At 66.9% G+C, this 13,153-nt stretch carries 11 protein-coding genes; all 11 read left to right on the forward strand.

Going from position 1 to position 13,153, the window contains the following annotated elements; genetic code table 11:
• Positions 1-105 precede the first annotated feature (105 nt).
• The 11 genes from H6844_18365 to acnA all read left to right on the forward strand — a co-directional run bounded on the left by H6844_18365 (position 106) and on the right by acnA (position 12,980).
• Complete coding sequence (locus H6844_18365) at positions 106-1,677, forward strand: DUF2083 domain-containing protein (GenBank protein ID MCB9931373.1); 1,572 nt, start codon at positions 106-108, stop codon at positions 1,675-1,677.
• A 36-nt stretch (positions 1,678-1,713) separates the two neighbouring features.
• On the forward strand, positions 1,714-2,088 hold the full coding sequence (locus H6844_18370) for a response regulator (protein ID MCB9931374.1): 375 nt from the start codon (positions 1,714-1,716) through the stop codon (positions 2,086-2,088).
• 4 nt (positions 2,089-2,092) lie between these two features.
• Positions 2,093-2,548, forward strand: a complete 456-nt coding sequence (queF, locus tag H6844_18375) for an NADPH-dependent 7-cyano-7-deazaguanine reductase QueF (GenBank protein MCB9931375.1) — start codon at positions 2,093-2,095, stop codon at positions 2,546-2,548.
• 37 nt (positions 2,549-2,585) lie between these two features.
• Positions 2,586-2,825, forward strand: a complete 240-nt coding sequence (locus H6844_18380; protein MCB9931376.1) for a hypothetical protein — start codon at positions 2,586-2,588, stop codon at positions 2,823-2,825.
• A gap of 13 nt (positions 2,826-2,838) precedes the next feature.
• Positions 2,839-5,568: a sodium:solute symporter gene (locus H6844_18385; protein ID MCB9931377.1), complete on the forward strand. Its 2,730-nt coding sequence runs from the start codon at positions 2,839-2,841 to the stop codon at positions 5,566-5,568.
• A 71-nt stretch (positions 5,569-5,639) separates the two neighbouring features.
• Positions 5,640-6,413 carry an SDR family NAD(P)-dependent oxidoreductase gene (locus H6844_18390; protein ID MCB9931378.1) on the forward strand — a complete coding sequence of 258 codons (774 nt, stop codon included), beginning with the start codon at positions 5,640-5,642 and terminating at the stop codon, positions 6,411-6,413.
• A complete protein-coding gene (locus H6844_18395; protein ID MCB9931379.1) occupies positions 6,413-6,943 on the forward strand; it encodes a gamma carbonic anhydrase family protein in 531 nt (176 codons plus the stop codon). The genes H6844_18390 and H6844_18395 overlap by 1 nt, the downstream gene beginning before the upstream one ends.
• 172 nt (positions 6,944-7,115) lie before the next feature.
• Positions 7,116-8,147 carry a ferrochelatase gene (locus tag H6844_18400; GenBank protein MCB9931380.1) on the forward strand — a complete coding sequence of 344 codons (1,032 nt, stop codon included), beginning with the start codon at positions 7,116-7,118 and terminating at the stop codon, positions 8,145-8,147.
• 121 nt (positions 8,148-8,268) lie between these two features.
• Positions 8,269-8,925 (forward strand): class I SAM-dependent methyltransferase, encoded by a 657-nt coding sequence (locus H6844_18405; GenBank protein MCB9931381.1) that lies wholly within the window; start codon positions 8,269-8,271, stop codon positions 8,923-8,925.
• 193 nt (positions 8,926-9,118) lie between these two features.
• On the forward strand, positions 9,119-10,234 hold the full coding sequence (locus H6844_18410) for an acyltransferase (GenBank protein ID MCB9931382.1): 1,116 nt from the start codon (positions 9,119-9,121) through the stop codon (positions 10,232-10,234).
• Between the two features lie 70 nt (positions 10,235-10,304).
• A complete protein-coding gene (acnA, locus tag H6844_18415) occupies positions 10,305-12,980 on the forward strand; it encodes an aconitate hydratase AcnA (GenBank protein MCB9931383.1) in 2,676 nt (891 codons plus the stop codon).
• Positions 12,981-13,153: the final 173 nt, after the last annotated feature.

Consider the following 13,153-nt stretch of genomic DNA (forward strand, 5'->3'; position numbering starts at 1 on the left):
ATGCAATATCACATTGAATTATAAGAAAAAATTTGTCAAAATGCGCACGATTATGTGCAGCGCAGTGTCAATTTGTGACTGACGCGCGCATCCGGGAGCCAGACCATGGTTGCTGCCGCCCCTATCGGGTTCCGCATTCGCGAGCGTCGCCGCGCCTTGGGGATGACCCAGGTCGGATTGGCGAAATCGCTCGGCATTTCCGCGAGCTATCTGAACCTGATCGAAGCGAACAAGCGCACGATCGGCGGCCGCCTGCTGCAACAGATCGCCCGCCATCTGGACCTCGACCTGGACCAACTGACCGGCGAGACCGAGCGGCGCCTGATCGCCGACCTGACCGAAGCCGCCGGCGCGCCGGTGGTGCGGCAAGCCGGTGTCGACCCGGCCAGCGTCGCGGATTTCGTCGGCCGGCATCCGACCTGGGCCGCGGCCTTGCTGGCGGCCCTGCGCTACACCCGCGCCCAGGAACTGACGGTTGCGGCGCTGTCGGACCGGCTGGCGCAGGACCCGGTGCTGGCCGATGCGCTGCACCAGGTGATCTCGCATGTGACCGCGATCCGCGCCACCGCCGAAATCATCGAGGGCGGCGAGGCGTTGCCGCCGGAAACGCGTGCGCGCTTCGATGCCATCGTCGGCGAGGAGAGCGCCAACCTGGCGGCGGCGGCCCAGGCAATCGTCCGGTATTTCGACCGGCCGACGGCCAGCGGCGGCAGCGGCATTCCGCACGAGGAGGTGGACGATCACTTCATATCCCACGGCAACCATTTTCCCCGGCTGGAGCAGGCTGCGGACGCCATGCGCCGGGCTCTGGCCGCCCATGGCAGCACCATGGACGCGGCCCTGATCGATTATCTGGAACGGCGCCGGGGAATTTCCGTCCGCTCCGTGGCCCCGACCGAGGCCGATCTGGCCCAGTTTCACAATCAGGCCCGCGTGAACGCGGAGGGGCAGGAACTGGTCTTCCTCGACAATGCCAGCCCCTCGACGCGCCGCTTTCACATGGCGCACATGGCGGCCGACCTGTTTGCGGCCGATGCGGTCGCGGTCGAGCTTGCCGGGGCGGCGGTGAGCAGCGCCGCCGCACGGCGCCGGGCGGCACGGGCGCTGGGGGCCTATGTGGCCGGTGCCTGCCTGTTTCCCTATGAGCCGTTCCTGGAGCAGGCCGAACGGTTGCGCTATGACATCGAATTGCTGCGCCAGCGCTATGCCGCCAGCTTCGAGCAGGTGGCGCACCGTCTGGTGACGTTGCGGCGACCGGGGGCCGAAGGGGTGCCGTTCGGCTTCCTGCGGGCCGATCCGGCCGGCAGCCTCTCCAAACGGTTTCCGCTGCCGGGCCTGGGGATTCCGCGCAGCGGGACCGGGTGTCCGCTCTGGGCGATCTACCGGGCGTTCCAGGCGCCGGACCGGATCGTGCGCCAGGTGGTGCAGTTTCCGAACCGCGCCCGCTTCCTGTTCATCGCCCGCACGGTCGCCAAGGACCCGGCGCGCTTTCCGGAACCGCCGTTTTTGCGTGCCGTCATGCTCGCCTGTGATACCATCCACGCCGACCGCACCGTTTATGCCGACGGTCTGAACCTGTCGGCCCGTGGGATCGAGACGCCGGTTGGGCCCACCTGCCGCATGTGTCCACGCAAGGACTGCCTGCATCGCGCCGAAGCTGCTATCGTTCCCGTCTAGCGTTGGCCTTGGGTCGGCGCGTTGGAGGATAGCCCGTTGACCACGAAAGTTCTGATCGCAGAGGATGAGGCGAATATCGCCGAATTGCTGCGATTCCTGCTGGAGCGCGCCGGCCACGAGACCCGCTGGGTCGCCGATGGGCAAGCGGCGGTGACGACGGCGCGCAGCTATCGGCCGGATGTGCTGGTGCTGGATGTGATGTTGCCGACCCTTTCGGGCTATGAGGTGTTGAAGGCGGTGCGGGCGGACCCGGCCATTGCCGGATTGCCCGTGCTGATGCTGACCGCGAAAGGCCAGGAAAAGGACCGGCGGCTGGCGCAGGAACTGGGCGCCAACGCCTTCATCACCAAGCCCTTCTCGAATATCGACGTCTTGTCGCGGGTGGCGGAACTGGCCACCGGAGAGGTGTAGGCCCATGCCCACCGAGCACCTGACCCAACTGGGTCGCCAGACCGAAACGCCGGCAAGCCCCGAGACGGCGGTTTTGGAGCGAATTCCCAACCCGCACCCGGACACGCTCTACACGGTTCGCTTCGTGCAGCCGGAATTCACATCGCTCTGCCCGGTGACCGGCCAGCCGGATTTTGCGCATCTGGTGCTGGACTACGCGCCGGACGGCTGGTTGGTGGAGAGCAAGTCGCTGAAGCTCTATCTGGGCGCGTTTCGCAATCACGGCGCCTTTCACGAGGCCTGCACGCTGGATATCGGCAAGAAGCTGGTGGCGACGCTGGCGCCGCGCTGGCTGCGGATCGGCGGCTATTGGTATCCGCGCGGCGGCATGCCCATCGACGTGTTCTGGCAGACCGGCGAGCCGCCGGCCGGCCTGTGGCTGCCGGATCAGGGCGTGGCGCCCTATCGCGGCCGGGGCTAGCGCGGCCGCCCGTCGCGGCAAAGGAGAATGCGAGGCCATGAACCGCCAGAAACTGCACGCCGCCGCCCTGGTGTTGCCGCTGCTGGGCGTGTTCCTGCTGCTGTCGCCGATCATCCGCCTGGTCGAGAGCGGGGCCGAGGCCGATGGCGGCGCTCGGGCGATGCTTTATGTGTTCGGCACCTGGATCGGCCTGATCGTGCTGGCGTTTTTGCTGGCCCGTGCCCTGATCCGCGCCGAGCCGCTGGACGCACCGCCCGCCGACGAGCCGGGGCCGTGAGGACCCACCGGCGATGCTGAGTGCCGACCGCGTCCTGATCTTCGCGCTGGCCTATGTGGCATTGCTGTTCGGCCTGGCGTTTCTGGCGGATCGGCTGGCGAAGGCCGGGCGGCTGGGCCTGGTGCAGGGGCCGGTGATCTACACGCTGTCGATTTCGGTCTATTGCACGTCGTGGACCTTCTATGGCGCCGTCGGCTCGGCCGCGCGCGGCGGCCTGGAGTTCGTGACGATCTATCTGGGGCCGACCCTGGTCTTCATCGGCTGGTGGTATCTGCTGCGCAAAATGGTGCGGATCGGCCGGACGCACCGCATTTCCTCGATTGCCGACCTGATTTCGTCGCGCTTCGGCAAAAGCAACACGCTGGCCGTGCTCGTGACCTTGCTGGCCGTGCTGGGCACCACCCCCTATATCGCCCTGCAACTGAAGGCGGTGACCAGCAGTTTCCAGATCGTCTCCAACGCCCATCCCGAGGCGCTGCTGGGCATTTCCGCCGGAGAGGGGGAGGCGGTGCCGGCCTTCTGGCTGGCGGTCGGGCTGGCGGTGTTCACCATCCTGTTCGGCACCCGCAATATCGACGCGAACGAGCGCCATCCGGGCGTGGTCGCGGCCATCGCGTTCGAGGCGCTGGTGAAGCTGGTGGCGCTGCTGGCCGTTGGCGTGTTCGTCGTGTTTGCCATTGGCGGCGGCCTGCCCGAGGTCTTTTCCAGCCCGGAGGCGCGGGCGGTGCTGGCGCGGGAGGACCCGTTCGGCAGCCGCTGGCTGACACTGACCTTTCTGGCCGCCGCAGCCATCATCTGCCTGCCGCGCCAGTTCCAGATCACCGTGGTGGAAAACGCGAACGAGCGGCATCTGGCGACCGCCTCCTGGCTGTTTCCGGCCTATCTGGTGCTGATGTGCCTGTTCACCCTGCCGATCGCCATTGTCGGCCTGGGCCATCTGCCGGACGGCGCCAACCCGGACATGTTCGTCCTCACCCTGCCCATGGCGGCGGGGGCGGACTGGCTGGCGCTGCTGACCTTTATCGGCGGGTTTTCGTCGGCGACCAGCATGGTGATCGTCGCCTCCATCGCGCTTTCGATCATGATTTCCAATCATATCGTCATGCCGCTGGCGCTGCGCTTGCCCCGTCACCGGGTCGACGAAAGCGGCGACGTGCGCAGCCTGTTGCTGAACGCGCGGCGGGTCGCCATCGGCATGGTCATGCTGCTGGGCTTTCTGTACTACCAGGTCACGGCGAACCAGCCGGCGCTGGCGGCGATGGGCCTGATCGCATTCGCGGGGGTGGCGCAGTTCCTGCCGGCCATCGTCATCGGCCTTTATTGGCGGGGGGCGACGGCAAAGGGCGCGGTCGCCGGCCTCTCCGCCGGGTTTCTGGTCTGGGCCTATACCCTGCTGCTGCCGAATTTCGCGGTTCACGGCAACTGGGTCGCCGACCTCGTCGCCGACGGGCCGTTCGGTCTGGTCTGGTTGCGGCCGAATGCGTTGCTGGGCCTCAGCCATCTCGATCCGCTGGTGCATGCGGTCTATTGGAGCCTGTCGGCCAATGTCGCCCTGCTGGTCGGCGTCTCGCTGTTTTCCCAGCGCGCGCCGCTGGAGCGGTTGCAGAGCGCGCTGTTCGTCGACGTGTTCCGCAATCCGGCCCAGCACGAAAGCCGGGCACTGGTGCGGACCGCCGCCATCGACGACCTGTTCGTGCTGACCCAGCGCATTCTGGGGGCCGACGAGGCGTTGCGGCTGTTCCAGGCGGCGGCGCGGCGCCAGGGCGTGCCCGGCAACCTGCCGCGGCCGGATGCGGCCTTCATCGGGGCGCTGGAGCGGCAGCTGGCGGGCTCCATCGGTGCCGCGTCGGCGCGGGTGATGATCGGGCAGGTGGCCTCGGGCGAGACCATCAGCATGAACGAGATCGTGCGCATGATCGACGAAACCCAGCAGGTGATCGAATACAGCCACGAGCTGGAAGTGAAATCGCGCGAGTTGGAGCGGACCGCGGCGCAACTGCGCGCCGCCAATCTGCGGTTGCGCCAGCTCGACCACGAGAAGGACGACTTTCTGAGCCAGGTCAGCCACGAATTGCGCACGCCCATGACCTCGATCCGGTCGTTCAGCGACGTGCTGATCAACGCGGACGATATCCCGCCCGCCCAGGCCAAGCGCTTTCTGACCATCATCCAGGAGGAAAGCCTGCGGCTGACGCGGCTGCTGGACGAAATCCTGGACCTCAGCCACCTGGAGAAGGGCGAGCGCGCGCTGGAACTGGAGGCGCTGAACCCGGAGGATGCGGTGGGCCGGGCGCTTGCCGCCTGCGAGGGCCTGGCACGGCAGTTGCGCGTGAATGTCGACCATCTGCCGGGGGCGGGCGACGTCCAGGTGCGCGCCCATATCGACCGGCTGGAACAGGTTCTGGTCAACCTGATCGCCAATGCCATCAAGTACAACACCAACCCGAACCCGCTGGTGGTCGTCTCCAGCCAGATCGAAGGGACGGAATACCGGGTGCTGGTGGAGGACAACGGCCCGGGTATCGCCGAGGCCGACCGGCCGAAACTGTTCACCAAATTCGCCCGCGGCTGGCAGCGGGTGGAGCAGGGCCGCGCCGGGGCCGGCCTGGGGCTGGCGATCAGCTGGGAAATCATGAAGCAGTTCGACGGGCGGCTGGAGCTGTTGCGCTCGTCCGAGCGCGGATCGACCTTCGCCATTGCCTTGCCGTTGCACGCGCCTGCGACCTCCTCGCCGACCGCCTAGGCACTGGCGTCCGGTGCAGCGCGGTGCTACCACCGGAGGCGATCAATGGACGTTGACGAGGAGATCCAGAGATGGATGTGAAAGGGCTTGCGGCCGTCGTGACCGGTGGCGCATCCGGGCTTGGCCGGGCCACCGCGACGAAGCTGGTGGAGGCGGGCGCCAAGGTGGCGCTGTTCGACCGCAATATCGAACTGGCCCGCCAGACGGCGGCGGAACTGGGCGGCAGCACCATCGCGGTCGAGGTGGACGTGTCCAACGCCGAAAGCGCCGAGGCCGCGTTTGCCGAGGCCAAGGCCAAGAACGGCCCGACCCGCGTCTGCGTCAACTGCGCCGGCATCGGCGGCTCGGTCCGGATCGTCGACCGCCAGGGCAAGCCGATGGAGCTGGACCATTATCGCCGCATCATCGAGGTCAACCTGATCGGCACGTTCAACACGCTCCGCCTCGCCGCCGCGCAGATGGCGGCGGAAGAGCCGCTGAACGAAGAGGGCGCCCGCGGCGCCATCGTCAACACCGCCTCGGTCGCCGGCTATGAAGGGCAGATCGGCCAGTCGGCCTATGCCTCGTCGAAGGGCGGCGTGATCGGCCTGACCATCTGCGCGGCGCGCGATCTCTCCAGCTATGGCATTCGCGTCAACACCATTGCGCCGGGCATCATGCTGACGCCGCTGCTGAAGGGCCTGCCGGACGAGACGTTGGACATGCTGGGCAAGCAGGTGCCGTTCCCGAAGCGCACCGGCCATGACCACGAATATGCCAGCATGGCCATGGAGCTGATCCGCAACGACTATATGAACGGCGAGACCATCCGCGTCGACGGCGCCATCCGCATGGGGCCGCGTTGATGCCGCTCTACGAACTGGACGGCATGCGCCCCGTTCTGGACGATCCGGACGATTGCTGGATCGCGCCGACGGCCACGGTGATCGGCAATGTGCGCATCTGCAAGGGTGCCTCGGTCTGGTGGGGCTGCACCATCCGCGGCGACAACGAGCTGATCACCATCGGCGAGGGGGCGCAGGTGCAGGACGGCAGCGTGCTGCACACCGACCCCGGCTTCCCGCTGACGCTGGAGAAAAACTCCAGCGTCGGCCACATGGCCATGCTGCACGGTTGCACCGTCGGCGAGGGCTCGCTGGTGGGCATTGGCGCCGTGGTGCTGAACGGGGCGAAGATCGGCAAGAACTGCCTGGTCGGCGCCAAGGCCTTTGTCCGCGAGGGGATGGAGGTGGCCGAGGGCTCCATGGTGCTGGGCATTCCCGGCAAGGTGGTACGCCAGCTGGGACCGGAGCAGATCGCCGGCATCAACCGCACCGCCTTTCATTACCAGGAGAACTGGCGGCGGATGGTGGCCAAGGGCAAGCGCATCGACTGACGGCGCGGATGCGTCCGGATGCGTGCGGCCGCTATCGCTACGGTTTGAGACGCCCCGGGGCATTCCCGGGGCGTTGCTCTGGCGACGGCCGCGTCGTCGGCACCCCTGGCCTTTCTAAGAGCCGGCCACCATATCGCCCGGTTGAGCCCCACCGCGAGAGAGAGCCCGACGGATGACCGCCTATCGCCTGCCGCCCGACCATCCGCCGCTGCCGCAGCCGAAGGTCGGCGTGCTGCTGACGGCGCTCGGCACGCCGGACGGGCACGACCCGGCCTCGATGCGGCGCTATCTGAAGGAATTCCTCTCGGACCGGCGAGTGATTGACGTCAACCGCGTGCTGTGGTGGGCGATCCTGAACGGCATCATCCTGAACACCCGCCCCAAGAAATCGGGCGAGGCCTATGCCAGGATCTGGAACGAGGAGCGGGACGAGTCGCCGCTGCGCACCATCACCCGCGCCCAGGCCGAAGGCGTGGCGGCGCGCCTCGGCGATCTGGGGGGGCGGGTCCTGGTCGATTGGGGCATGCGCTATGGCAACCCCTCGATCGCCTCGCGGCTGGAGGCGATGCAGCAGGCCGGCTGCACGCGCGTGCTGCTGGTGCCGCTCTATCCCCAATACGCCGCCGCCACCACCGCCACCGCCTGCGACGCGGCGTTCGCCGCGCTGATGCGGATGCGCTGGCAGCCGGCCTTCCGCACCGCGCCGCCCTGGCACGACGATCCGGCCTATATTGCGGCGCTGGCCGGCTCGATCCGTCGGCATCTGGCGGGGCTGGACTGGGAGCCGGAGGTGCTGCTGGCCTCGTTCCACGGCGTGCCGAAACGCTATCTGGACCTGGGCGACCCCTATCATTGCCACTGCGCCAAGACCGCCCGCCTGCTGCGCGAGGCGCTCGACTGGCCGGAAGACCGCTTCGTGCTCAGCTTCCAGTCCCGGTTCGGCCGCGAGGAATGGCTGCAACCCTACACCGACCAGGAATTCGCGCGCCTCGGCCGTGAGGGGGTGAAGCGGCTGGCCGTGGTGACCCCCGGCTTCAGCGCCGATTGCCTGGAGACGCTGGAGGAGATCGCCATGACCGGCGCCGAGCAATTCAGGGCGGCGGGCGGTGAACGGTTCACCTTTGTGCCCGGCCTGAACGATGCGCCGGCGCATCTGGACCTGCTGGCCGATCTGGTGCGGCGCGAACTGGCCGGATGGGTCTAGCCGCGCAACTCCCCTCCACCCGTTGTCCGGTGGTGATGGCGCGGCGGTGCGGGAAGGGCTAAGCTTGCCCAAAGAAACGGCAAGGGCTGCGGCCGGCCGCGGGGATGCGAGGACAAAGACCATGCACGACACCGCCACCGCTCACCATTCCTGGGACGAACGCTGGAGAAGCGGCGAAGGCCGCGAGGAATGGCTCAACCCGGACCCGGTCGTGCTGCATTGGGGCCAGGCCCGGCGCGAGGACGGGGCCGAGACCGCGCTGGACCTGGGCTGCGGCATCGGCCGGCACAGCCTGGCGCTGGCGCGCCTGGGCTTCGTCACCACCGCCTTCGACGCCAGTCTGGCCGGCCTGGAATATGCGCGCGAGGCGGCGGAAGAGGAGGGGCTGGCCATCATCTTCGAACGGGGTGAGATGACGGCGCTGCCCTTCCCGGACGCCAGCTTCGATTATGTGCTGGCGCTGAACGTGATCTATCACGGCGATGCCGACGTGGTGCGCAAGACGCTGCAAGAGGTGCGGCGGGTGCTGAAACCCGGCGGCGTCTATCAGGGCACCATGCTCTCGAAGCGCAATGCTCGCTATGGCGAGGGAACGGAGATCGCGCCCGACACCTACATCCGCCAGGGCGCGGGCGGCGACAAGGACCATCCGCACTTTTACTGCAATGCCGCCGAACTGGTCGCCCTGTTCGAGGGGTTCGAGGTGCTGGCCCTGGAGGACCGGGAACAGAAAGGCCCGGGCACCTGGCATTGGTATGTGGTGGCCGAGCCGGTGTGAGGCTCGCGGCCAGACTCGCCACCAGCAGCCGGTCAATTGTTGACACAATCGGTCGGGGTGTAAATCAGCATTTACAGTTCCATAGAGTGTGGTGGGCGGCAAATGTCTGTTCGGAAAGACTTCGGCCCTTGGCATGATGCGTGCATGGCAGGGGCGGTGCTGAACGCGTAAGGTCGGACGATTGACGCCGCGGTTGTCTCTTTATCTGGATGCGATGCGTTTCCTGGCGGCGCTCTGGGTCGTCCTGGCGCATTTCCACGCATGGGGGTTCGCGCCGGCGTCGCTGGGGGCCTGGCTTCCCGAAAGCGGACGGGACGCCGTGGTGCTGTTTTTCGTGCTGTCGGGCTTTGTCATTGCCTACACCTGCGAGCGCAAGGACGGACGCACCTATCTGGTCGACCGCGCGGCGCGCATCTATTCGGTCGCCTTGCCGGTGGTGCTGGCGACCACGGGCATTGCGCTGGCGGACGTCCATGCCGGCACGGTGGGCTATGCGCGATTTTATCAGTCGGGCCAGATTGTTGGCTATTTGGGATTGTATTTTGCATTCCTCGGCAATGCCTGGTTTTTGCAGGAACCGCCGTTCGGCATCATTCCCTATTGGTCGTTGAATTTCGAGGTGTGGTACTATATTTTGTTCGGGCTCCTCGTCTATTTGCGAGGCGTCTGGCGGGCGGTGCTGTTCCTGGCAGCGCTTGCGATTGTCGGCTTCAAATTGTGGCTGCTCTGGCCGGTCTGGCTGGCGGGGGTCTGGCTCTACCGCTATCGGGACCGATGGCCGATGCCTCGGGGCGTGGCGCGGGCGGTGATGGCGCTGACCGTCATCGTCTATGCGGCCATGGAGGTGACCGGCGCGGACCACTGGCTTTGGGCGGTATCCAGCGCGCCGTTCGGCGGCTTGGCGGCGTCTCCGCTGGGCGATGCCCGGTTTTTCGCGTCGGACTATGCGGTGGCGGTGCTGGCGGTGGCGCATCTCTACGCGTTCCGATACGCGGAAGTCGGCTTGCCGCGATGGAGCGCGCCGGCGATCCGCTGGCTGGCGGGTTGCACCTTCACGCTGTATCTGGCGCACGGCCCGATTCTGACCCTGTTCGGCATCCATTTCGGCAAGACCGGTGACAGTGTCGGCCATGCGCTGCTGTTGCTGGTCGGCTTGCTGGCCGCGGTGGTGGCGATCAGCTATGGCACCGAGCGCCAAGTGGCCCTCTGGCGGCGCGGGTTCGGATGGCTGGTCCGATTGGCGGAGCGATGCCTGTCGCCGCTGCGACGGCGCGTCGCCTCCACGGACCTGATACGATTGCATCGCTAGCGCGTGCGCGGCAAGCAGGGTAAAACCCCCGCTGACGAATTGTCCTTATTTCCCATAGGAGACACGCCCGATGGCGATCACCGGCCAAGACACGCTCGGCACCCGCCGCCAGTTGAACGCTGGCGGCAAGACGTATGACTACTTCTCGCTGGAGGCGGCGTCGGCCAAGGTCGGCGACCTGTCGCGTCTGCCGGTCTCGCTGAAGATCCTGGCGGAAAACCTGCTGCGCTACGAGGACGGCCGCAGCGTCAGCGTCGACGACGTGAAGCAGTTTGCGGCCTGGCTGAACACCCGCAAGTCCACGGCGGAAATTGCCTATCGGCCGGCGCGCGTGCTGATGCAGGATTTCACCGGCGTGCCGGCGGTGGTCGATCTGGCGGCGATGCGCGACGCGATCACCTCGCTGGGTGGCGACGCGCAGAAGATCAACCCGCTGTCGCCGGTTGACCTGGTCATCGACCACTCGGTGATGATCGATTCCTACGGCAGCGCGAACTCGTTCAAGCAGAATGTCGACCTGGAGTTCGAGCGCAACCGCGAGCGCTATGAGTTCCTGCGCTGGGGCGCCAGCGCCTTCCGCAATTTCCGCGTCGTGCCGCCGGGCACCGGCATCTGCCACCAGGTGAACCTGGAATACCTGGCCCAGACGGTCTGGACCGCCGAGGACGACGACGGCAAGACCGTCGCCTATCCGGACACGCTGGTCGGCACCGACAGCCACACCACCATGGTGAACGGCCTGGCCGTTCTGGGCTGGGGCGTCGGCGGCATCGAGGCCGAGGCGGCCATGCTGGGCCAGCCGGTCTCCATGCTGATCCCGGAGGTCATCGGCTTCAAGCTGACCGGTGAAATGGCCGAGGGCATCACCGCCACCGATCTGGTGCTGCGCATCGTGCAGATGCTGCGGGCCAAGGGCGTGGTCGGCAAGTTCGTCGAATTCTATGGCGAGGGCCTGGACCATCTGAGCCTCGCCGACCGGGCCACCATCGCCAACATGGCGCCGGAATACGGTGCCACCTGCGGCTTCTTCCCGATCGACGGCGAGACCATCAACTATCTGCGCTTCACCGGCCGTTCGGCCGAGCAGTGCGCGCTGGTCGAGGCCTATGCCAAGGCGCAGGGCATGTGGCGCACCGCCGGTGCCGCCGAGCCGGTGTTCACCGACACGCTGTCCCTGAACCTCTCCGAGGTGGTGCCGGCGCTGGCCGGGCCGAAGCGGCCCCAGGACCGTGTCGACCTGCCGGACATTCCGGCCTCCATCGTCAAGGCCATGGAAGAACTGGGCACCGGCAACTCGACCCCGGTCGAGGGCAGCGACTACCAGATCGACCCCGGCGATGTGGTGATTGCGGCGATCACGTCGTGCACCAACACCTCGAACCCGTCGGTGCTGATGGCCGCCGGCCTGGTGGCGCGCAAGGCGCGGGCGAAGGGGCTGACCGTCAAGCCGTGGGTCAAGACCTCGCTCGCGCCCGGATCGCAGGTGGTCCAGGACTATCTGGAGCATTCCGGCCTGCAGGACGATCTGGATGCCCTCGGCTTCAACATCGTCGCCTTTGGCTGCACCACCTGCATCGGCAATTCCGGCCCGCTGCTGGAGCCGATCGCCGAGGCCATCGACAAGGGCAACATCACCGTCGGTTCGGTGCTGTCCGGCAACCGCAATTTCGAAGGCCGCGTGCACCCGCAGGTGAAGGCGAACTATCTGGCGAGCCCGCCGCTGGTGGTCGCCTATGCCATCGCCGGCTCGCTCAAGGTCAACGTGGCGACGGATTCGCTGGGCAAGGACCAGGACGGCAACGACGTTTATCTGAAGGACATCTGGCCCTCCAATGCGGAGGTGCAGGCGGCGCTGCGCGAGCACCTGACCCAGCAGATGTTCGAGGAGCGCTATGCCAACGTGCTGCAGGGCCCGAAGGAATGGCAGGCGATCAAGGTGTCCGGTGGCGAGACCTATCAGTGGAACAGCGGCTCCACCTATGTCCAGAACCCACCCTATTTCGAGGGCATGACGGCGGAGCCGGGCGCGGTGTCCAACATCGTTGGCGCGCGGCCGCTGGCGGTGCTGGGCGACTCGATCACCACCGATCACATCTCGCCCGCCGGCTCCATTGCCCGCAACGGCCCGGCCGGTGAGTATCTGACCGAGCATCAGGTGCGTCCGGTCGACTTCAACAGTTACGGTGCGCGCCGCGGCAACCACCAGGTGATGATGCGCGGCACCTTTGCCAATATCCGCATCCGCAACCAGATGGCGCCGGGCACCGAAGGCGGCGTGACCAAGCACCTGCCGTCGGGCGAGGTGATGAGCATGTACGACGCCTCGCAGCGCTATCAGGCGGAAGGCGTGCCGCTGGTCGTCATCGGCGGCAAGGAGTACGGCACCGGCTCCAGCCGCGACTGGGCGGCGAAGGGCACCTACCTGCTGGGCATCCGCGCGGTGATCACGGAGAGCTTCGAGCGCATTCACCGCTCGAACCTGGTGGGCATGGGCGTGCTGCCGCTGGTGTTCCAGAACGGCCAGAGCCGCGAAAGCCTGAAGCTGGACGGCTCCGAGACGTTCGACATTTCGGGCGTGACCGAGTTGAAGCCGCGCATGGAAATGGACTGCACCATCCACCGCGCCGACGGCTCCAGCGAGCAGATCAAGCTGCTTTGCCGGATCGATACGCTGGACGAGGTCGACTATTACAAGAATGGCGGCATTTTGCAGTATGTGCTGCGCAACATGATGAAAGCGGGCTAACCACTTCATCCGCAAAGCTTTCCCGGACGGCGCGTCAGCGCCGATCCGGGACCTCCCGCGTGGGTTTCCATACCCCCGGCGCGCGACCCGCACGCCGGGGTTTTTATGGTGGACATTTACGGGCCGGCAAGGCCCGGGCGGTAGGATCGCGCTTTGCCCGCCGTTCCGGGAGG

The organism is Alphaproteobacteria bacterium (assembly GCA_020638555.1).
GTDB lineage: Bacteria > Pseudomonadota > Alphaproteobacteria > Bin95 > Bin95 > JACKII01.

What these genes read in the sequence shown, in the direction of transcription:
- H6844_18365 (MCB9931373.1), top strand. Translation starts at nt 106, where the DNA reads ATGGTTGCTGCCGCCCCTATCGGGTTCCGCATTCGCGAGCGTCGCCGC.
- queF (MCB9931375.1), top strand. Translation starts at nt 2,093, where the DNA reads ATGCCCACCGAGCACCTGACCCAACTGGGTCGCCAGACCGAAACGCCG.
- H6844_18380 (MCB9931376.1), top strand. Translation starts at nt 2,586, where the DNA reads ATGAACCGCCAGAAACTGCACGCCGCCGCCCTGGTGTTGCCGCTGCTG.
- H6844_18385 (MCB9931377.1), top strand. Translation starts at nt 2,839, where the DNA reads ATGCTGAGTGCCGACCGCGTCCTGATCTTCGCGCTGGCCTATGTGGCA.
- H6844_18390 (MCB9931378.1), top strand. Translation starts at nt 5,640, where the DNA reads ATGGATGTGAAAGGGCTTGCGGCCGTCGTGACCGGTGGCGCATCCGGG.
- H6844_18395 (MCB9931379.1), top strand. Translation starts at nt 6,413, where the DNA reads ATGCCGCTCTACGAACTGGACGGCATGCGCCCCGTTCTGGACGATCCG.
- H6844_18400 (MCB9931380.1), top strand. Translation starts at nt 7,116, where the DNA reads ATGACCGCCTATCGCCTGCCGCCCGACCATCCGCCGCTGCCGCAGCCG.
- H6844_18405 (MCB9931381.1), top strand. Translation starts at nt 8,269, where the DNA reads ATGCACGACACCGCCACCGCTCACCATTCCTGGGACGAACGCTGGAGA.
- acnA (MCB9931383.1), top strand. Translation starts at nt 10,305, where the DNA reads ATGGCGATCACCGGCCAAGACACGCTCGGCACCCGCCGCCAGTTGAAC.